Below are 20344 nucleotides of genomic sequence, written 5' to 3'. Positions count from 1 at the left end.
GGATGGGCTGGCAGTGCGGGCCGGAGGGGTGTCCCGCGCGGCCCGCGATCCGAGCACAGATCAACCGACCCGACGAACGCCGCGCGTGCGCGGCCGGAGGTGATGACCGATGAACGTTGCTGACTCGCGCGCCGCTCTGGTGCGGCTCTGGGAGGGCGTGCTCGCGCCGCCGGGTCACTGGCCCCAGCTCGACCGGCTGACCGACGCACCGGCCCCGCCGGGCTGGTCCGTCTGGCGGGCCGGAGGCGAGGGCGGCCCGTTGACTGCGCTCCCGGCGCTGCTGCCCTCGGCCCCGCTCGACGTACGCCGCCGCTACCTCGCGCGCGTCGTGAGCAACACGACCGGCCGGTGCCCGCTGTGCTCGGCGGTTCCGAGCATCACCCCGGACTCACCGACGCCGGAGCACCCCGGCCAGTGGCACGTCCTGCCGGTCAAGGTCGGCACCACGCACGCGCCCGACTGTCCGGCGATCTTCACCGACGACGACCGGCGGCACTTCGACCCCCGGGCGTTCGCGCCCGAGGACCCGCCATGACCGGCCCCGCGCACGGTTGCCGACCGTGCGCCCGTACCGCTGCGCGATCCACTGACCTGCGCAGACGCGCGAGCGTCCACCACTCCGGCCCGAAACGGACACGTGAACGGACACGTAGCCGTCCCGATTCAGCCCCCAGAGAGGACCCACGATGAGCCGCGAACCGACCTCACCCGCCCACCGTTACCGGGAGGCGCTGGGGCGCTCCGGTGCCCTGGACCCGCTGCCCCAGCCCGAGGCGCCTCCCGCTCGCGACCCGCTGCGCAAGCCGCAGCCGCCGAACCGCCGGCGCAAGCCGAAGTCGCCAACCCCGACGCGGGGCTACCACACGCAGCGCGAGCAGGCGCTCACCAAGTTGACCACCACGACCGAGGCACTGACCGCCGAGGAACGGCAGATCATCCGGGGCTATCGGCTGTCGATCGGTGGCGAGGCCGCCGAGGCCGCGCGCCGCGAGATTGAGCGGGAGGTGCGCCGCTCATGACGACCTCAGCACCCGCCGACCACCGAGAGGAACCCGCCATGACCGAGACGACGACGGCCGAGCCGCCGCTCACCGAGCACGCGTGCCCCGGCTGCGGGGTGCGGACCGAGCCCGACCGGGGTGAGCCCGTGGTCACTGTCCCGGTCTACGCGGCGCGGCCGGATGGGCGGATCGGGCGTCACATCGCGAGCGCGCCCCTGACCCGCTGCGCCGAGTGCCGCACGCTCCGGGACCGCGCTCGCGCGCTGCTCGACGCGCACCCCGCCGTGCGCGGGCGGCTCGGCAACATCGCCGACGACCGGACCGAGGCGGCGCTCTCCGCGCTCGTGCTGCTCGGCATGCCGCTGCCGGAGAAGGTGACCGAGGCGGATCTCTCGGCGCTGCTGCGCCACCTCGCCCACCCCGGCGGCGCGGCTCGCTGGGAAGTGGGCGCACGGCCGGGCAAGCACGCGCGCGAGGCCTGGTCGCACGTCAGTGAGAGTGCCCGGGCCGACCTCCGAGCCGCCTATGCGGCGCTGCTGCGCGAGCGGCTGACCGAGTGCTCGCCGGACGTGGCTCTTACCTCGCCCACGGTCCACTACTGGGAGCCCGACGTGCCCGCGCCCGGCGGCTGTCTGCTGTGCGGAGTCGGAGAGGTGACAGTGCCCGCCGCTCAGGTTGCCCGGGTCGGTGGTCGCGAGGCTGCTCAGCGGCTCGTGTGGCGGACCCTCTCCGCCTCGCCCGGCAACCTCGGCGGCCAGCGTGGCCCGGCGCGCGTCACGGGCCACGTGTGCCCGCCGTGCTCCGAGGCGCTGGACTCGGTGGGCGCGGTGGGACCGACCGCGCTTGAGCGTGCCCTCGCCGAGCACCTGACCGCGACAGGGCGTGAGGCTGCCGCCCAGCGGTTGCGCGCCGCGCTCGCCCACGCTGTTGGCCGCGTTCCCGGGCTGACCGGCTGGGGCGCTCTGGTCTACGCCGCTCGCGCTCGCCACGCGACGCCCCCGCGCCCGAACGCCCAGCCCTGGGCCCACCTCGACCTCTCGGAGTTGGTGGCATGACGTGGCCGAAGGGCTCCTTCACCCCGGCTGGTGGTCCGGGGCATGGGCCGCCGTCCGGCATCCCGGCGAAGGGCACCCGCCCTCCGTTCGCGCCCGGCAACCTCGCGCGCGCCACGTCGGGCGCTCGCTCGCCTCGGGTCTATGGCGACCTCGCCCAGCGGCTCGCGGCCGGGCTCACCGAGGACCGGCCCGACCTGGGCGCGTACCCCGAGGCGGTGGCCGCGTGGGCCACCGCCGAGGCTCAAGCTGCGCTAATGCGCCGTCACGTTGCCGAGGTGGGGCCGCTCGACCCCGACACCGGCAAGCCGCGCGAGGCCGTGCTCTCCTGGCTCACCCGGCTTGAGAACGCCGCCGCCCGGCACCGGGCCACGCTCGGGCTCGACCCTCGCTCGGAGGCCGCGCTCGCGCGAGAGCGCGCCGCCGCCTCGGTGCTCGCCGTGGACCTCGATGCCCTGGCCGAACGCGGGCGGCAGGCTCTCGCCCAACGCGAGACCGCCGCGCCAGATCTCGCGGCCGAGGTGCTCGGTCAGCACCTCGACGCCTACGCCCGCGAGCGCGAGGCGGCATCGTGACCGCGCCCGACCCGCTGGCACTGCTCTCGGGGCTGGTGTTGGACACGGGGCATACGTGGGGCAGCAGCGCGACCGACTGGCAGCGCGACGACGCCGCCGCGATGCTCGCCGACGACCCTCGACGGCACTACGCGCTCCGGGGCAGGGGCATGAGTAAGACGACCGACGCGGCGGCTGTTGCCCTGGCGCTGCTGCTCACCCGTGCCCCGGACCGCTCGCGCTCCCACGCGTACGCCGTGGACGCCGGGCAGTCGCGAATCCTGCTCGACACGATCGGCGGGCTCGTGGGCCGCTCCGGGCTCGGTGGCGCGGTTGAGGTGTCGGCACGCTCTGTGACGGTGCGGGCGACCGGCGCGAGCCTCGCGGTTGAGGCGAGCGACGGCGCATCGGCCTACGGGCTGCGGCCGTGGCTCACGGTGTGCGACGAGCTGGGCATGTGGCCCGCGACGACTAACCATCGCGCGCTGTGGGCCGCGATCAGCTCGGCCGTTCCCAAGGTGCCCGGCTCACGGTTGGTGGCGATCGGCACGGCGGGCTCGCCCAGCTCGCTCGGCGCGAAGGTCTGGCAGGACGCGACGGCCTCGCCCTACTGGCGGACCTCGCTCCGGCCAGGCCCCGCCCCGTGGTGGACGGCCGAGGACGTGGAGGCGACCCGGGCCGACCTGACTGCGAGCGAGTGGCGGCGGCTCATCCTCTGCGAGTGGGCCGAGGGCGACGACGCGTTGACCACGCCCGAGGACGTGGCCGCGTGCATCCGTGGCGGGTCGCTGACTCTGCCGCCCGTTCCAGGGGTGGAGTACGTCGCGGCGCTCGACGTGGGCACTCGACGCGATCTGACCGGGCTCGCCGTGGGTCACGCCGAGCGGCGGGCATCGGGCCGCGTCGTAGTGATTGACCGCGTGCTCTCATGGCGGCCAGGCGAGGGTACGGGCGGCCGGGTCGATCTGTCCGAGGTGGAGTCGGCAACGCTCCGGCTCTGCCGCGAGTACCGGGTGCGGCGGCTCCGGTTCGACCGGATGCAGGCCGAGCAGATGACCGGCAACCTCGCCCGCGCCGGGGTCCGACCGGTTGAGTACGTGTTCAGCTCGGCCGGGGCTGACAAGCTGGCGCGCTCGCTGTTCGTCGCGCTGCGCGACCGGGCCGTAGAGCTGCCAGACGACGACGAGCTACGCGCCGAGGCCTCGACCGTGCGGCTGGTGGAGACCGGTCCGGGCACGGTGAAGATGAGCAACCCGCCCGGCACGCATGACGACGTGCTGACCGCCGTGGGCATGGTCCTGGCCGACCTCACCGCCCAGCCGGACAGCGGCCCGGGCGCGATCTGGTCGCCGATCGGCCGCCCCGCCGTGGTCCGCACCCTGCACGACGCTCGCCCCACATTGCCCGCACGCCTTGCCGTCCGGCAGGCGGCCCGAGAGCGGACGCGCGCCCAGCGTCTCGCGGGGCTCGGCCTGCTTGTCCCCGGCTCCGCCAACGACCCGAAGCGGGTGAACGCCCGTCGTTGACGCGCAGCGCGTTGCTCGCCTACCGCTGTCCCCGCAGAGCGTTAGGGTTCAGACTGTGACGACGCCTACGCGCTCTGTGATCCGACACTTGAACGCTGCCAAAGGTGCGAAGCAAGACGAGTTCTACACAGAGTTGTCAGACATCGAGAAGGAGTTGCGGCACTACCGCAAACACTTCAAGGGCAAGGTCGTCTACCTCAACTGCGACGACCCTCGGGAGAGCAACTTCTTCCGCTACTTCAGCTATAACTTCGAGAAGCTCGGCCTCAAGAAACTGATCGCGTCCTGCTACAAGAGCCAGGATGCGGACCTGTTCAGTCAGTATGACTCTGAGCGAGCGATCTATCTGGAGTACGAGGGCGACAAGAACAACAACCGTGTTCCAGATCCCGACGAGATTGGGATAGAGCCTCTGCAAGGAGATGGCGACTTCCGCAGCGCCGAGAGCATAGAGCTGCTCAAGCAGGCCGACATCGTCGTCACCAATCCGCCCTTCAGTCTGTTCCGCGAATACGTCGCTCAGTTGATGCAGCACGAGAAGAAGTTCCTCATCGTTGGCAATCAAGGTGCGATCACCTACAAGGAGACGTTTCCGCTGATCGCGGCCAACAAGATGTGGTTGGGCGTCAACAACGGAGACATGAAGTTCCGAGTCCCGAACCACTATGAAGCTCGCGAGACGCGCTACTGGGTCGATGAGCACGGTCAGGCGTGGCGCAGCCTCGGCAACGCATGTTGGTTCACCAACCTCGACATCGCCAAACGTCACGAGGAGCTGCTCCTCTTCCGCAAGTATGACCCCAAGACATATCCGACGTATGACAACTACGACGCGATCGAGGTCAACAAGACAAGCGAGATACCCGAGGACTACGCGGGTGTCATGGGTGTGCCCGTCACGTTCCTCGACAAGCACAATCCCGACCAGTTCGAGATCCTCGGCACGACACAGCGCGGTTGCCATGATGCGGTCCCGGACACCAAGAAGTACGACGATTATCGGGAGATGCGACCCGACGGCACGCCTACAGGTTCCTCCGGCGGAAAGACCAACGAGAACGCCAATCTCGCGGGCAACGATGGCAAGAAGAACTACTTCATCAACGACGACGGTCACATCGTCCAGGCAACCTACAAGCGGATCTTCATCCGCCGGAAGGACGCTTGATGGAAATCGACCTGAAGCGCATCAAGATCCGCGATCTCGTCGAGGCCTACGAGGACAACGATGAGGCGGGCGTTACCGGCTATGACGGGAACCTCGACATCCGCCCGGCTTACCAACGTGAGTTCGTCTACAAAGACAAGCAGCGCGCCGCCGTTATCGAGACCGTACGGAAGAAGTTCCCGCTCAACGTCATGTACTGGGCAGTTAACGTTAAGGACGGCGAGCCGGACGGCACCTTCGAGGTCATCGACGGCCAGCAGCGCACCATCTCGATCTGCCAGTACGTCGAGGGGGACTTCTCCATCGAGATCGATGGTCACCAGATGGCCTTTCACAACCTCCAGGACGACCAGCAGGAACAGATCCTTGACTACGAGTTGATGGTCTACCTCTGTGAGGGCACCGACTCAGAGAAGCTCGACTGGTTCAAGACAATCAACATCGCTGGCGAGAAGCTCACCAACCAGGAGTTGCGAAACGCGGTCTACCACGGGCCGTGGGTCTCGGCGGCGAAGAGGTACTTCAGCAAGACGGGCTGTCCGGCCTACCAGATCGCCAGCGACTACATGTCCGGGTCGCCCATCCGCCAGGATTATCTGGAGACCGCCATCGAGTGGATCAACGACGGCAAGGTCGACGAGTACATGCGTGACCACCAGGACGACAGCAACGCCAACGAGCTGTGGCTGTACTTCAAGGGCGTCATCGACTGGGTCGAGACCACCTTTCCAAAGAAGCGCTCGGAGATGAAGTCGGTCAAGTGGGGTCCGCTGTACAACACCTACAAGGACGTCAAGCTGGACCCCGCCGAACTGGAGAAGCAGGTATCCGCGCTCATGGCTGATCCTGACGTCACCAGCAACCGGGGTGCCTACGAGTACGTCCTGACCGGCGACGAGAACAAACTCTCCATTCGCGCGTTCGATGACCGGATGCGCCGCACCGCCTACGAGCAGCAGAAGGGCATCTGCCCCGGCTGCGGTAAGCACTTCGAGATCGAGCAGATGCAGGCCGACCATAAGACGCCGTGGAGCAAGGGCGGCAAGACCGTCGCCGAGAACTGCGTGATGCTGTGCCAGCCGTGCAACCGCAAGAAGTGGGACGTCTGAGACGGAACAGGGTTCAGGACTTCTTCTGACGGAGCCTGACCGGTGGGACTGGGGTGGCAGACTTGCGGACTGAGGACCCCGACACCCGCACTGGGGTCACCGCCGATGCTGCCTTCCGCGGCGTGGACGTGCCGCTCTTGCCGGAGACCCGTACCCGCATCGCGTTCTGCTGGTCCATCACTCGCCTCCGTGGATCGTCGGGTTCAACTCTGGCGGGTAGTAGTGCTTGCGCTCGACCCACTTGAAGCCTTCGTGCTTAGTCAGGGCGGCGATCTCAACCGGTCCGCCCACTATGGCATCGCCAGGCATGAACCGGGTGAAGTTGATCTGGGTGTCCACCAAGAACTTCGCCATGTCAATCGTCTCACCCAAGGGCATGCCCGGCCACGCCCAGTCCATGCGTAGCCCGTCACGCACGGTCTCCGCGAAGGGTTCGCCTGCGCCAGGCGGGAGGGCACCCATCGCCTCTAGGACGTGCCCTAGACCTTGCCCAGCACCATCTACCAGCCGGGTGATCGCGTCCGTCATCCCTTGATGGACGATGCCCGTTTCGCCGGGCGGAAGAACTTGATTCATGTTCCTGCCTCCGAGGCCGTCGAGTAGAACATCCCAGACCTCGGGGGACTTCTCGGTGGCTCCGATCCCAGCGACTAAGAAGCCAAGCGTTCCGCCATTCGGCTCGGCGTCGCATCTTGGCTGGAAGTAATCCGCCATGGCTTGCGCGACTTGCTCGACCGTGAACGCGGCCGGATCGAGTACCGCCACGTCGGGGTCATCGACTGTGCCGGTCAGCCGACATCGCAGGTCTTTCGCGTGCGAGGCGATCGATAGCCCCTCTATGTCAGCCCTACCGAAGGTCAGAGCCGCGAGGGGCCACGTCTTGCGAAGGTTGAAGATCTTGTTCGCGCTGTTCCAGATGTTGTTTGTGCTGGTGACGCCATTCAGTGTCCGCGTCTGAGTAGTGGCGCTGTCACTCGCGAGCGCGATGCCGTCAGATGACACCACGGCGACGACTACTGTCATCGGTTCTCCCCTCGTTGCCCCGACTGTTGCATACGTGGGTGATAAGACGCCACGAGCGAGCGTTGATCTCGCGGCCGTGTCCACGCCGTGTCCATGAGGACCGGAACCGCAGAGAGCCCCAGCCCTCTCGGGCCGGGGCTCTCCGGTGTTTCAGCTGGTCAGCGGGTTACCGCCGCCACGTGCGCGAGGGGGGAGTTGAACCCCCACGTCCTTTCGGACACACGGACCTGAACCGTGCGCGTCTGCCTATTCCGCCACTCGCGCGTGAAGCGTCGCAAGGCTATCCCAGCCGGTCTCAGGGCCCAAAACCGCGCTGTCGGCCGCGAGGTGCGGGGGTCCGTGCGGCCCCACCGATACGATCGAGCGAATGGCTGGACCCTCATCCGCGAGGGCCGGTCGGTCCGGCGAGCGCGGAAGGAGGGGCCGGCGTGGGTGGACTGCAGCGCTTCGAGCAGCGACTCGAGCAGGCGATCTCCGGTGCGTTCGCGCGCACCTTCCGCAGCGCGGTCCAGCCGGTCGAGATCGCGGCGGCCCTGCAGCGTGAGCTCGACAACCAGTCGCAGGTGCTCTCACGGCAGCGGCGGCTGGTGCCCAACAGCTTCGTCGTCGAGCTCTCGGCGGGCGACCTGGAGCGGCTGGCGCCCTACGACTCGACGCTGGCGGCCGAGCTCGCCGAGCAGCTCACCGACCATGCCGAGCTCCAGTCCTACGTCTTCCCCGGCCCGATCCGGATCGTCTTCGAGTCCGCGGCCGACCTCGGCACGGGCCGCTTCCGGATCCGCAGCCAGGCCGAGGCGGCCGTCACCGGCAGCGCGCGGGAGACCAGCTCGCAGCGCACCCGCGCCGTGCTCGAGGTCAACGGCACGCAGCACCCGCTGCAGGCGCCGGGGCTCGTCGTGGGCCGGGGCAGCGAGGCGGACCTGCGGATCAACGACCCGGGGGTGAGTCGGCGCCACGCCGAGTTCCTCATCACCACGCAGGTCGGCGACGGCTACGCGCCGGGCGCCGGCCCCGTCCACGTCGAGGTGCACGACATGGGATCGACCAACGGCATCCGGGTCGACGGGCAGAAGGTCGCCCGCTCGGCCCTGCGCGACGGCTCGCGCGTCCAGATCGGGCACACCTCGCTCGTGCTGCGCCTCATGGAGGAGACGGACCGGTGACCGACGATGTCTGAGTTGACCCTCTTCCTGGTCCGCATCGCCTACCTGGCGATCCTGTGGATCTTCGTGCTGTCGGCGATCTCCGTGATCCGCTCCGACATGTTCGGCGCCCGCGTGCCCTCGCCCGCGGCGCCTCCCGGCAAGGCACCCAAGCCGGCCAAGACGCCGACCCCGCGCCGCGGCCAGCCGACCCACGTGGCCGTCGTCCAGGGCGTCAACACCGGCATCACCGCCGACCTCGCCCAGGCCCCCATCCTCATCGGCCGCGGCAACGACGCGGCCATCCGGCTCGACGACGACTACGTCTCCACCCGCCACGCGCGGATCGTCTCCTCCTCCGGGCAGTGGTACGTCGAGGACCTCGGCTCCACCAACGGCACCTATCTCGGCAGTCAGCGACTCACCCAGCCCGTCCCCGTGGGCCTCGGCTCGCAGATCCGGATCGGAAAGACCATCGTGGAGCTGAGGAAGTAGATGCCCGACCCCACGCCCGCGAGCGAGCCGGACCCGACCGTCGAGACCACCCTCGACCCGCCGACGAATCCGCCGATGGACCCGCCGATGGACGCCACCGCCGAGCGACCCGTCCTCGACCCGTCCCAGCCCGGTGGCGCGGGCGACACCCAGGTCATCGGTGCGCTGTCGCCCGACACGGTCGACAACCCGGCCGTCGCCCCGAGCCTGCTGCGCCTCGACTTCCACGCCGTCTCCGACGTCGGCCGGGTCCGCAAGGACAACCAGGACTCCGGCTACGCCGGGCCGTGGCTGCTCGCGGTCTGCGACGGCGTCGGTGGCGCCGCCCGCGGCGACATCGCCTCCAGCACCGCCATCAACGAGCTGCGCCAGCTCGACGAGCCCGCCGGGTCGGTCGACCTCGTCGAGCGCGTCAACGACGGCCTGCACGAGGCCCACGTCTCGATCGGCTCGCAGGTCGACCACGACCCCTCCCTCAACGGCACGAGTACGACGGCCACGGTCGCCCTCTTCGACGGTCACCGCCTGGCCCTGGGCCACGTCGGCGACTCACGTGCCTACCTGCTGCGCGACGGCGAGATCTCCCAGCTCACCAACGACCACACCTTCGTCCAGAGCCTCATCGACGAGGGCCGGATCACGCCCGAGGAGGCGCGGGTCCACCCCCATCGCAACCTCATCCTCAAGGCGCTCGACGGGCTGCACGACGTGGAGCCCGACCTGTTCGCGCTCGAGCTCGTCGTCGGCGACCGGCTGTTCCTCTGCAGCGACGGCGCGTGCGGCGTGCTGGAGGACCACGAGATCGCGGCCCTGCTCACCGACACGACGCCGGAGGCCGCGGCCACGGAGCTGGTCCGGGCCAGCCTCGACGCGGGCAGCTCCGACAACGTCACCTGCGTCGTGGCCGACGTACTCGACGGCGCGGCGGCCGACGGCGTCACCGCCGCACCCGTGGTCGTCGGCGCAGCGGCCGAGCTCAAGCAGCGCCGTCGCCCGCTCTTCCGCGGCCGCAACGACACCGGCGAGATCGAGCCGATCGACGCCGACATCCCCGAGGGCCTGGACCACGCGATCCCCGAGGACCCGCTGATCGATCCCGAGGCGATGCGCTATGCGCCGCAGGCGCCGCCGCGTTTCGTGTGGGGTCGACGGGCGATGGTGCTCGTCGTGCTGATCGGGATGGTGTGGATCGCGCTGGGCACGGCCTACTGGTGGAGCCAGCAGCAGTACTACATCGGCGAGGACGACGGCCGCGTCGTCATCTTCCAGGGCGTCAACGTGCCCGGTCTCAACCACGTCCACGAGCGCTCCGACGTCGTCTATGACGACCTGCCGATGCTCCAGCAGGAGCAGGTCGACGACATGCCCGACGCCGACGACGCCGACGCCGCCCGCGAGCGGATCGAGCGGATCGCCCAGGCAGCAGCAGAGTCCGAGGAGTCCGGTGACGACCTCGAGGAGCCCCCGGCCAGTCCTGCCCCCACCGCCCCCAGCGAGTCGGTCAGCGGTGCCGGCAACGGCGCCGGTCTCGGCAGCGGCGGCGGCAGTGGCGTCAACAGCTCCCGCGACGACACGACCCCGACCGAGTGATCGTCACGGGCTGACATGGCGACCAACTCCGCACTGATGGGTTTCGTGCACCGCCGCCGGCGGGGCGCGGAGCTCTTCTTGCTGATCCTCGCGCTCATCGTCGGGATCGGCGCCTACGCCGCCGTCGGTCTCGGCGTCGACGGAGAGGTCCCCACCAACCTCATCGCCTACGGCGGCTGGCTGGCCGCGCTGGTCGTCGCCGCCCACGTCGCGGTCCGCATCGTCGCGCCCTACGCCGACCCGGTGCTGCTGCCCGTGGTCGCGGCCCTCAACGGCCTGGGCCTGGCGATCATCCATCGGCTCGACCTCGCCAAGGACACCGGCCTGGCCAGCCAGCAGCTGACCTGGATGACCCTCGGGGTGGCGCTCTTCATCGGCACCCTGGTCGTGCTGCCCGACCACCGCCTGCTGGCCCGCTTCACCTACACCTCGGGCCTGACCGCGATCGTGCTGCTGTGCCTGCCGATGCTCCCGGGCCTGGGCACCGAGATCAACGGCGCAAAGATCTGGATCGCGGTCGGCCCCTTCAGCTTCCAGCCGGGCGAGGTCGCCAAGGTGCTGCTGGTGATCACCTTCGCCGGCTACCTGGTGGTGCACCGCGACGCGCTGGCGCTGGCCGGTCGCCGCCTGGTCTTCGTCGACCTCCCCCGGGGCCGCGACCTCGGCCCGATCCTGATGATGTGGCTGGTCAGCCTCGGCATCCTCGTGCTGCAGCGCGACCTCGGCTCCAGCCTGCTGTTCTTCGGCCTCTTCCTCGTCATGCTCTACGTCGCCACCGAGCGACCCGGCTGGCTGGTCGTCGGCGGGCTGCTCTTCTTCAGCGGCGCCGCGATCGCGTTCCGGGTCTTCAGCCACGTCCAGAACCGCGTGGACATCTGGCTCGACCCGTTCGCCGACCCCAACGGCAGCGGCTACCAGCTGGTGCAGGCGCTCTATGGCTTCGCCTGGGGCGGCATGGTCGGCCGTGGCCTCGGTCAGGGCATGCCCGAGCGGGTCCCCTACGCCGAGTCCGACTTCATCCTCGCCGCGATCGGCGAGGAGCTCGGACTCACCGCGGTGATGGCGGTGCTGCTGCTCTATGGCCTCGTCGTCGAGCGCGCCCTGCGCGCGGCGCTGATCTCCCGCGACGGCTTCGGCAAGTTGGTCGCCACCGGCCTCGGCGCGATCTTCGCACTCCAGGTGTTCGTGGTCGTCGGTGGCGTGACGCGACTGATCCCGCTGACCGGTCTCACCACCCCGTTCCTGTCCTACGGCGGCTCGTCACTCGTCGCCAACTGGGTGATCATCGCGATCCTGTTGCGCATCTCCGACCAGGCCCGGCGACCGCTGCCGGACCTCAGCCAGGAGGACGAGGACGTGGACGAGCAGGCCACGCAGGTCGTGAAGGTCGTCAAGGAGGGAGTGCGATGAACAAGCCGATCCGCACCGTCTCGATCTTCTGCATGCTGCTCTTCGTCGCGCTGATGGCCAACGTGACCTACCTGCAGTTCTTCAAGGCCAAGGAGCTCAACACCGACCCCAAGAACGCCCGGGTCGCGGCGGCGGCGTTCAGTCGCGAGCGGGGCCTGATCCTGGTCGGCGACAACCCGGTCGCGCGCAGCGAGCCGGTCGACGACCAGTACGAGTTCCTCCGCGTCTATCCGCAGCGCCAGCCCTATGCCCACGTCACCGGCTACCTCCAGCTCGGCAGCCAGACGGGCATCGAGCGCAGCCAGAACGACGTGCTCTCCGGCGAGGACCCGCGGCTGTTCGTCAACCGGCTGGTCGACCTGCTCAAGGGCGACACCAACCAGGGCGGCAACGTGCTGCTGACCCTCAACCCGAAGGCGCAGCGCGCGGCGTTCCAGAGCCTGCGCGACACCGTCGGTCCCGAGGGCGAGGGCGCGGTGGTGGCCATCGAGCCGCGCACGGGTCGCATCCTGGCGATGGTGTCCTTCCCGTCGTACGACCCCAACGAGTTGGCCTCCCACAGCTCCGCCGAGCGGGAGGATGCCTATGACCGGCTCGCCGCCAACGACCACGAGCCGCTGCTCAACCGGGCCATCCAGACCCGGCTCTTCCCCGGCTCGACCTTCAAGGTCGTGACGGCGGCGGCCGCGATCGAGAGCGGTGTCTATGACGCCGACGACGAGGGGGAGTCGGGCGCGACCTGGCAGGCGCCGGGCACGACCGGCGAGGGCAACGTGATCGACGACGAGGGCCGCACGGGCTGCAGTCCGGAGACCATCGAGTTCGCGACGGCGATGGAGGACTCCTGCAACACCGCCTTCGCGAAGATGGCGGTCGAGGTGGGGCCGGAGACGCTGCGCGAGCAGGCCGAGGCCTTCGGCTTCAACAGCGACTACCTCGAGGACCTCAGCCCGCAGGCGCGCTCGGTGTTTCCCGAGGAGGTCGTCGACACGATCGACGGCGAGCAGCAGGACCCGCGCGAGCTCAACGACGCCGAGACCGCCCGCTCGGGCTTCGGCCAGTTCTCGGTGCAGTCGACGCCCCTGCAGATGGCGATGGTGATGGCCGCGATCGCCAACAACGGCTCCCTGATGCGCCCCTACCTGGTGCAGGAGGTGCAGACCGCGACCTTCGACGTGCTGGAGACGACCGAGCCGGAGGAGCTGCGGGAGGCCATCTCGTCGCAGACCGCGTCGCAGCTGACCGAGCTGCTCGTCTCGACCGTCGACAACGGCACGGCCTCCCCCGCCGCCATCGACGGTGTCAGCGTCGCCGGCAAGACCGGCACCGCGCAGCGCGGCGTCGAGGGCAAGGCGCCCTACGGCTGGTTCGTCTCGTTCGGGCCGGCCGAGAACGCCGAGGTCGCGGTGGCCGTGATGATCCAGGAAGCACCGGGCAAGGACATCTCGGGCGGCCAGCTCGGAGGCCCGATCGCGAAGGCAGTGATGGAAGCGGTGTTGCAGCAGTGACCACCAACCAGGGCAACGACTACGCCGACCCGGCGCAGCGCTATCACCTCGACTCGGTCATCGCGACCGGCGGCATGGGCGTCGTCTGGCGTGGCACCGACACCCGGCTCAACCGACCCGTCGCGGTCAAGGTCCTCAAGCCCGAGTACGCCGACGACCAGCTCTTCCGCACCCGCTTCGAGGCGGAGGCGCGCAGCGCCGCCGCCCTGCACCACCCCGGCATCGCCGGGGTCTACGACTACGGCTCCGGCGGCACCAGCACGGACTTCGGCGGCCGCGAGCTGCCGCCGTACCTCGTCATGGAGCTGGTCGAGGGTCAGCCGCTCTCGACCCTGATCGCCAACGCCCGCGCGGCCGGGCGCACGCTCGACCAGTCGGTCGTGGTCGACCTGATGGCGCAGGCCGGCGAGGCGCTGGCCGTGGCCCACGCGGCCGGGATCGTCCACCGCGACGTCAAGCCCGCCAACCTGCTCGTCACCGCCGACCGCACCGTCAAGATCACCGACTTCGGGATCGCCCGGGCCGCCGACGCGGCCGCGCTGACGCGCACCGGCTCGGTGATGGGCACGCCGCAGTACCTCAGCCCCGAGCAGGCGCGCGGCAACCCGTCGACCCCGGCCTCCGACGTCTATTCCCTCGGCGTGGTCGCCTTCGAGTGCCTGGCGGGCCGCCGCCCGTTCGAGGCCGAGACGCCCGTCGCGACGGCGCTCGCGCACCTGCAGCAGCCGGTCCCGGACCTGCCCGACGACGTGCCGCCGGGCCTGGCCGCCGTGGTGACCCGCGCGCTCGCGAAGGAGCCGACCGAGCGGTTCGCCGACGGTGCGGCCTTTGCCGCGGCGCTGCGCAGCGGCAACGCCGGCCGGGCCGCGGCCGCCCCGGCGGGCGGCTCCACCCAGGTCCTCCCGCCCGTGCCCGCGCCGATCCCCGTGCCCTCCCCGGCCGCGTCCGCACCGATGCGGCGCCTGGACCAGCCCTCGGCCTACCAGGGCCGGCCGGATGAGCCGGAGGAGCGCGACCGCAAGCCCGTGTGGCCGATCGTCCTGGCCGTCCTGCTGCTCGTGATCGCGGGGATCGTGGCCGCGGCGCTGCTGCTCGGCGGCGACGACGAGCCCGGCACCGTCGCCGACGACACCAGCTCCTCGGCCTCGACCCCGTCGAGCCAGCCGCCGTCCAGCACCCCGCCGTCGGAGCCCGAGACCACCGAGACGACCAGCGAGGCCGTCACCATCGACGTCGACGACAGCGCCTACATCTGCTCGATCGACTACGAGACCGCGGTCGACGACCTGCGCAACGCCGGCCTCACCCTGGTCGACTGGGCGCCCGTCGACAACGACGGCAGCTGCCCGGAGGGCACCGTCCAGAGCTTCTCGCGCAACGGGGTGGTCGACGAGAACGCCTCGGTCACGGTCTTCTACTACGGACCGCCGCCGGCGACCGAGGAGCCGAGCGACACCGCCTCGGTCGATCCCACCGACAGCGCCTCTGACCCAGGAGAGACCCCATGAGCACCACCGGCGACGGCGCCAACGGCCCCACCGTCGGCGGCCGCTACGAGCTCGCCGAGCTCCTCGGCCGCGGCGGCATGGCCGAGGTCCGCAAGGGCACCGACACCCGGCTCGGCCGGATCGTCGCGGTCAAGCGCCTGCGCAGCGACCTCGCCAGCGACGCCACCTTCCAGGCCCGCTTCCGCCGCGAGGCGCAGTCGTCGGCCTCGCTCAACCACCCCGCCATCGTGTCGGTCTATGACACCGGCGAGGAGCGCACCGTCCAGGCCGACGGCAGCTCGGAGGTCGTGCCCTACATCGTCATGGAGTACGTCGCCGGGCGCACCCTGCGCGACATCCTCCGTGAGGGCCGCAAGATCCTGCCCGAGCGGGCCCTCGAGATCACCAGCGGCGTGCTGTCGGCCCTCGACTACAGCCACCGCGCGGGGATCATCCACCGCGACATCAAGCCCGGCAACGTCATGCTCACCCCGTCGGGTGACGTGAAGGTGATGGACTTCGGCATCGCGCGCGCGATCAGCGACGCCCAGTCGTCGATGACGCAGACCGCGGCCGTGGTCGGCACGGCGCAGTATCTCTCGCCCGAGCAGGCTCGCGGCGAGACCGTCGACTCCCGCTCCGACGTCTACTCCGCCGGGTGCCTGCTCTACGAGCTGCTGACCGGTCGCCCGCCCTTCGTCGGCGACTCCCCCGTGGCGGTCGCCTATCAGCACGTGCGCGAGCCCGCCGTACCTCCGTCGCGGCACGAGGCCGACCTGACCCCGCAGGTCGACGCGATCGTGATGAAGGCGCTCGCCAAGCGGGTCGAGGACCGCTATCAGTCCGCGGCGCAGATGCGCGCCGACATCGAGCGCTATCTCGCGGGCCGCCCGGTGCAGGCCGCGGTCGGTGCCGCCCCGGCGCCGGTGCTCGCCACCCCGCCGACCCACGAGACGGCCGTGCGTCCGCCGCTGCCGCCCACCCAGGACGACCACCGCCGCACCAGGGCGTGGCTGTGGGGCCTGCTCGGCATCGTGGTCCTCGCGCTGCTGGGCACGGCGTTCTGGGTGCTGCCCAAGCTCTTCGACGACACCCCGACCCAGGTCAAGGTGCCCGACGTCGTGCGCGACACGACGGACATCGCGCGCGACAAGCTGGGCGACGCCGGTTTCGAGGTCGACGACACCGCGACCGAGTGCAACGACGACTTCGAGAGCGGTCAGGTGATCCGCCAGGACCCCGACCGCAACGAGTACGCCGACCCCGGCACCACCGTCTATCTCACCTGGTCGACCGGCTCGTGCGACTTCCCGATGCCGTCGGTGATCGACGCCAAGCGCAAGGCGGCCATCGAGACGCTGATGGCGGCAGAGATCCCGCGCCGCAACATCACCATCACCGAGTGCACCGACTCCGACGAGCCGGCCGGCACGGTCGTCGAGCAGACGCCGGCCGCCAACGAGCCGATCGGCACCGACGCGATGGTCACGCTGTGCGTCTCCGACGGGCCCGAGGAGGTCCCCGACGTCGTCGGTGACACCCAGGCCGAGGCGATGCGCCAGCTCCGGGAGGCCGGCTTCAACCCCGTGGTGCGCAAGCTGCCCGCCACCGACGACCGGCAGAAGAAGGGAATCGTCGTCGATCAGTTCCCCGGCGCCGACGAGACCCTCGAGCAGGGCAAGGACGTGGTCATCTACGTCTCCACCTACGTGCCGCCGCCGGAGCCGGTCGACAGCGACAGCGACGGCCTGACCGACGAGGAGGAGACGGCGCTCGGCACCGATCCGGCCAACCCCGACAGCGACGGTGACGGGATCAGCGACGGGCAGGAGGTCACCGACGGCACCAGCCCGACCGACCCGCTCGACCCGGGCATCGTCGATCCCGGCCCTCCGTGACGGGCGGGCTGGGACTCAGCCTGCTCAGCGGCGCAACGGTCGGGCGTACTGCAGGTCGAGCAGGCCGTCGTACGCCGGCGCCGTGACCGCGTCCTCGGTCTCCATCTCCCAGCCGATCCCGATCGCCGGGTCGACGGAGTCGTCGCGATAGCCCGTGACCAGGGGATCGCCGTCGACGGCGTCGAGCAGGTCGACCTGGTCGCCGACGGCCTGGATGACGTAGGGCTGCGGATAGGGGACACCCTGCAGCTGCACGGCGTTGCCGCGGCACTTGATCCCGGTCGTGGAGATCACCCGTTGACCCGCGATCGTGACGGCCGTGGCGCCGCCGGACCACAGCGCGTTGACGACGGCCTGGATGTCCTGCTGGTGCACGACATAGCGGTTGAGGTTGATCGTGTCGTCCTCGATCGCGGCCTCGAAGAGCTCGTCGGGTGAGTCGGACAGCGTGATCGTCAGGCCCTCCCCCGAGCGCGGCGTCATGCCCGCCGGGTCCTGGAGGTCGTCGATCTCGTCGCGCGCCTGCTCGACCCGCTCGTCGTCGACGTCGGCGCCGAGCCGGTCGACCTCCTCGGAGAGCTCGGTGAAGCGCTCCTCGACGCGCTGGTAGTCCTCGGCCTCGGCCTGCACCAGGCCCGCGAGATCGGTGTAGCGGCCCGGGCGCAGGTCGGTGCCGTCGGCGTTGACGGCGGAGACCGCGAGCAGCGCTCCACTGAGCACGCCGACGACCGGTGTGCCGATCCGCCAGGCCCGCGTACGTCCCGGGGGCCGACCGGCGGGTGCCTCCGTCTGCGTACCCGTCATACTGACAGTGTCCATCACGGGTCCACGGCACGTCGTCAGGCCCCGTCACTCGAGTCGAAGTCTGCTGAGGAGCCCTGTCGTGGCGAAGCTGCCCCGCCTGAAGAGCAAGGAGCGCGACGTCCTCGCGCCCGACCGCGGCCCGGTGATGTCGCCCCGCTTCGCCATCGCGCTGGTGCTCATGATCGGCGGCATCGGCTGGATCCTCTACACCTGGTTCGGCATCCGTCCCGAGGGCGGCTGGGAGGCCATCGGCTCCGACGGCAAGCCGCTGCAGCCGGGCGGTCCGTCCTTCTTCGCCGACCTGGAGATGAAGAACTACCTGATCGGCTTCATCGCCTACTTCCTCGGCCTGATGATCTCCGCGCACCCGTCCACCCCGCTCGGCCGCGGCCGCGGCGTGGTCGTGGGCATGCTCGGCTGCTTCGTCATCGGCCTGGTCTGGATCTGCCTGTTCTACATCTTCCTGACCGGCGACGCCGACAACACCAAGGACGTCCCGATCCTGGTCGACCTGGGTCAGAAGAACCTCTTCGTCGGCATCGGCTTCATGGCCGTCGGCTTCGCCTTCGCCACCCGCTGGGAGTGAGGGCCCCCGCGGCCGAGCTTGCGAGGCCGCGGACAGGGCCCGAAGGTCGAGGAGCACGCCGCGGCTGAGGAACGAAGCCGTGTCGGGCGTCACGAGACCCGGTCAGCATCGAATGCTGGCCGGGTCAGTGCGTTTTCCACAGGGTTTTCCACCGCTGGGGACAGAACTACACCCGTGTCATTCCTCCACAGCAGTGGATAAACCTGGGGACAACGACGACCTGCTGATACCCGGTCGTCGCGGAACCAGCCCCGGCCATCCCCGTTCATCGAGGAGCGAGCGCAGGACCCCCGGTCATCGAGGAGCGAGCGCCAGCGAGCGTCACGAGATGCCTGTGCGAACCTTGCGGAGACAACCACAGAGGTCTCGAGACGCCCGCTCGTCCCTCGCGGGGCTCCTCGACCGACGGGGGCCGGGCAGGCTCAGGTGAGGGCGAGGGTGCGCAGCAGCGCGGCGACGAGCAGCAGGACACCGACCGCGCTGAGGCCGGCCACCTGGACCTCCGTGCGTTTCTCGCGCGGGGCATAGGCGAGGATCGCGGCGATCAGGGCACCGCCGGCGAGGCCGCCGAAGTGGCCCTGCCAGGAGACGTTGGAGAGCGTGAACGTCAGGACGACGTTGATGCCGATCCACATCAGCAGCCCCTGCACGTTGCCGCCGACCTTGAGGCCGACGACGACGAGCGCGCCCATCAGGCCGAAGACCGCGCCCGAGGCGCCGACGGTGCTGCTCTGCTCGGCGGAGAGCCAGAGGACGGCGACGGAGCCGGCGAGGCCGGAGAGCAGGTAGAGCGCGAGGTAGCGGGTGCGGCCGAGGATCGTCTCGAGCTGAGGACCGAGCACCCACAGGGCGAGCATGTTGAAGCCGAGGTGCCATGGCTCGACGTGGGCGAACGTCGACGTGACGAGCTGCCAGTAGGCGCCGTCACTGACCCCGTCGGCCCAGTGGGCCGTGGTGCTGGAGGAGCAGACCTGCTCGGTGACGCTCGGGTAGTAGGTGCCGTCGTCCTCGCGGCAGCTGCCGACGGGCACGAGCGCGAAGAGCTCGAAGAGCTTGCTGGTGTAGCGACCCGTCGCGGTGATGAGGATCCACACCAGGGCGTTGACGCCGATGAGGACGAGGGTGACGAACCCGGGGTTCGTGGTGCGGACGCCGCCGTACGCCGTGCGCGCCTGGCGCACCGACGCGCGCCCTTCGGCGACGCAGGAGGGGCACTGGAAGCCGACGGACGCCTGGTTCATGCAGTCCGGGCAGATCGGACGTTCGCAGCGCTGGCAGCGGATGCCCGTCTCGCGGTCGGGGTGCCGGTAGCAGGTCGGCACCCCGACCGGAGGGTTGGTCATGCGATGGCTCCGGGAGGACTCAGCTGATCTCGACGGACTCGATGACGACCGGCTCGACGGGCTTGTCGTTGCGGCCCGTGGCGACACCGGCGATGGCGTCGACGACGTCGCGGCCGGCCTGGTCGGCGACCTCACCGAAGATGGTGTGCTTGAAGTTCAGCCAGGTGGTCGCGCCGACGGTGATGAAGAACTGCGAGCCGTTGGTGCCCGGGCCGGCGTTGGCCATCGCGAGCAGGTAGGGCTTGTCGAAGGTGAGCTCGGGGTGCGGCTCGTCCTTGAACTGGTAGCCGGGGCCGCCGGTGCCGGTGCCCTGCGGGCAGCCGCCCTGGATCATGAAGCCGGGGATGATGCGGTGGAAGGTGAGGCCGTCATAGAACGGCTCGCCCGCGGCGCGCGCGGAGTTGGCCTTCTCGCCGGTCGCGAGGCCCGCGAAGTTCGCGACGGTCTCGGGGGCGTGGTTGGGAAACAGGGTGATGGCGATGTCGCCGTGGTTCGTCTTGAGGACGGCCTTCTCAGCCATGGGGTTCTGCCTCTTCTCCGTGGTGGGTGGCCGCCGGGCATCGGTGCCCGGCGACGTGCACGATCCTATGATGGGCGCATGAAGAAGCTGCTGCTGGTCGCCGTGCTCGGAGCGGCCGTCGCCGCCAT

19 protein-coding genes and 1 tRNA gene are annotated in these 20344 nt (G+C 70.0%); 15 read left to right on the top strand and 5 right to left on the bottom strand.

The features are described from left to right. Positions 1-109: 109 nt before the first annotated feature. From E9934_RS14145 to E9934_RS14115, 7 genes are all read left to right on the top strand, one after another. Positions 110-535 (top strand): hypothetical protein, encoded by a 426-nt coding sequence (locus E9934_RS14145; protein ID WP_136563544.1) that lies wholly within the window; start codon positions 110-112, stop codon positions 533-535. A gap of 151 nt (positions 536-686) precedes the next feature. Next, positions 687-1019 carry a hypothetical protein gene (locus E9934_RS14140; RefSeq protein ID WP_136563543.1) on the top strand — a complete coding sequence of 111 codons (333 nt, stop codon included), beginning with the start codon at positions 687-689 and terminating at the stop codon, positions 1017-1019. A 38-nt stretch (positions 1020-1057) separates the two neighbouring features. After that, positions 1058-2056, top strand: coding sequence for a hypothetical protein (locus tag E9934_RS14135; RefSeq protein WP_136563542.1), 999 nt, complete (start codon positions 1058-1060; stop codon positions 2054-2056). Beyond that, complete coding sequence (locus E9934_RS14130; protein ID WP_136563541.1) at positions 2053-2628, top strand: hypothetical protein; 576 nt, start codon at positions 2053-2055, stop codon at positions 2626-2628. The genes E9934_RS14135 and E9934_RS14130 overlap by 4 nt, the downstream gene beginning before the upstream one ends. After that, entirely contained in the window at positions 2625-4133 is a 1509-nt protein-coding gene (locus tag E9934_RS14125; protein ID WP_136563540.1) for a hypothetical protein, read from the top strand. The genes E9934_RS14130 and E9934_RS14125 overlap by 4 nt, the downstream gene beginning before the upstream one ends. 55 nt (positions 4134-4188) lie before the next feature. After that, the gene (locus E9934_RS14120; RefSeq protein WP_136563539.1) at positions 4189-5301 is read left to right on the top strand and encodes an adenine-specific methyltransferase EcoRI family protein; all 1113 of its coding nucleotides are present in this window, start codon (positions 4189-4191) and stop codon (positions 5299-5301) included. Continuing rightward, positions 5301-6410, top strand: coding sequence for an HNH endonuclease family protein (locus E9934_RS14115; RefSeq protein WP_136563538.1), 1110 nt, complete (start codon positions 5301-5303; stop codon positions 6408-6410). The genes E9934_RS14120 and E9934_RS14115 overlap by 1 nt, the downstream gene beginning before the upstream one ends. A 177-nt stretch (positions 6411-6587) precedes the next feature. On the opposite strand, the gene E9934_RS14110 is transcribed toward E9934_RS14115, so the two are convergent. Together E9934_RS14110 and E9934_RS14105 are read right to left on the bottom strand one after the other, a co-directional pair. Then, positions 6588-7433 (bottom strand): hypothetical protein, encoded by an 846-nt coding sequence (locus E9934_RS14110; RefSeq protein WP_136563537.1) that lies wholly within the window; start codon positions 7431-7433, stop codon positions 6588-6590. Between the two features lie 180 nt (positions 7434-7613). Continuing rightward, positions 7614-7697, bottom strand: a tRNA-Leu gene (locus E9934_RS14105). A 164-nt stretch (positions 7698-7861) separates the two neighbouring features. Between E9934_RS14105 and E9934_RS19665 the strand changes: the two genes are divergently transcribed. From E9934_RS19665 to pknB, 7 genes are read left to right on the top strand one after another with little or no spacing between them, the layout of a single operon-like run. Further along, positions 7862-8596: an FhaA domain-containing protein gene (locus E9934_RS19665; RefSeq protein WP_158295008.1), complete on the top strand. Its 735-nt coding sequence runs from the start codon at positions 7862-7864 to the stop codon at positions 8594-8596. Positions 8597-8602: 6 nt separating this feature from the next. Further along, entirely contained in the window at positions 8603-9070 is a 468-nt protein-coding gene (locus tag E9934_RS14095; protein ID WP_136563536.1) for an FHA domain-containing protein FhaB/FipA, read from the top strand. Beyond that, entirely contained in the window at positions 9071-10660 is a 1590-nt protein-coding gene (locus tag E9934_RS14090) for a PP2C family protein-serine/threonine phosphatase (RefSeq protein WP_238694962.1), read from the top strand. A 15-nt stretch (positions 10661-10675) separates the two neighbouring features. After that, positions 10676-12070, top strand: a complete 1395-nt coding sequence (locus tag E9934_RS14085) for an FtsW/RodA/SpoVE family cell cycle protein (RefSeq protein ID WP_136563535.1) — start codon at positions 10676-10678, stop codon at positions 12068-12070. Next, positions 12067-13578: a peptidoglycan D,D-transpeptidase FtsI family protein gene (locus E9934_RS14080; RefSeq protein WP_136563534.1), complete on the top strand. Its 1512-nt coding sequence runs from the start codon at positions 12067-12069 to the stop codon at positions 13576-13578. The genes E9934_RS14085 and E9934_RS14080 overlap by 4 nt, the downstream gene beginning before the upstream one ends. Next, positions 13575-15086, top strand: a complete 1512-nt coding sequence (locus tag E9934_RS14075; RefSeq protein ID WP_136563533.1) for a serine/threonine-protein kinase — start codon at positions 13575-13577, stop codon at positions 15084-15086. The genes E9934_RS14080 and E9934_RS14075 overlap by 4 nt, the downstream gene beginning before the upstream one ends. Continuing rightward, positions 15083-16963 carry a Stk1 family PASTA domain-containing Ser/Thr kinase gene (pknB, locus tag E9934_RS14070; RefSeq protein ID WP_136563532.1) on the top strand — a complete coding sequence of 627 codons (1881 nt, stop codon included), beginning with the start codon at positions 15083-15085 and terminating at the stop codon, positions 16961-16963. The genes E9934_RS14075 and pknB overlap by 4 nt, the downstream gene beginning before the upstream one ends. Positions 16964-16987: 24 nt before the next feature. On the opposite strand, the gene E9934_RS14065 is transcribed toward pknB, so the two are convergent. Further along, positions 16988-17767 carry a DUF881 domain-containing protein gene (locus E9934_RS14065; RefSeq protein WP_238694961.1) on the bottom strand — a complete coding sequence of 260 codons (780 nt, stop codon included), beginning with the start codon at positions 17765-17767 and terminating at the stop codon, positions 16988-16990. Positions 17768-17846: 79 nt separating this feature from the next. Between E9934_RS14065 and E9934_RS14060 the strand changes: the two genes are divergently transcribed. Continuing rightward, complete coding sequence (locus E9934_RS14060; RefSeq protein WP_238694960.1) at positions 17847-18353, top strand: cell division protein CrgA; 507 nt, start codon at positions 17847-17849, stop codon at positions 18351-18353. A 422-nt stretch (positions 18354-18775) separates the two neighbouring features. Here E9934_RS14060 and E9934_RS14055 read toward each other — a convergent pair whose 3' ends face one another. Beyond that, complete coding sequence (locus tag E9934_RS14055) at positions 18776-19696, bottom strand: rhomboid family intramembrane serine protease (RefSeq protein ID WP_136563530.1); 921 nt, start codon at positions 19694-19696, stop codon at positions 18776-18778. Between the two features lie 19 nt (positions 19697-19715). Continuing rightward, positions 19716-20216, bottom strand: coding sequence for a peptidylprolyl isomerase (locus E9934_RS14050; protein WP_136563529.1), 501 nt, complete (start codon positions 20214-20216; stop codon positions 19716-19718). Positions 20217-20344: the final 128 nt, after the last annotated feature.

The organism is Nocardioides caeni (genome assembly GCF_004912195.1).
In the GTDB taxonomy this organism is placed as follows: Bacteria; Actinomycetota; Actinomycetes; order Propionibacteriales; family Nocardioidaceae; genus Nocardioides; species Nocardioides caeni.
Note: the sequence above shows the minus strand (reverse complement) of the source record. Positions and strands in the feature narration are given on the sequence as shown.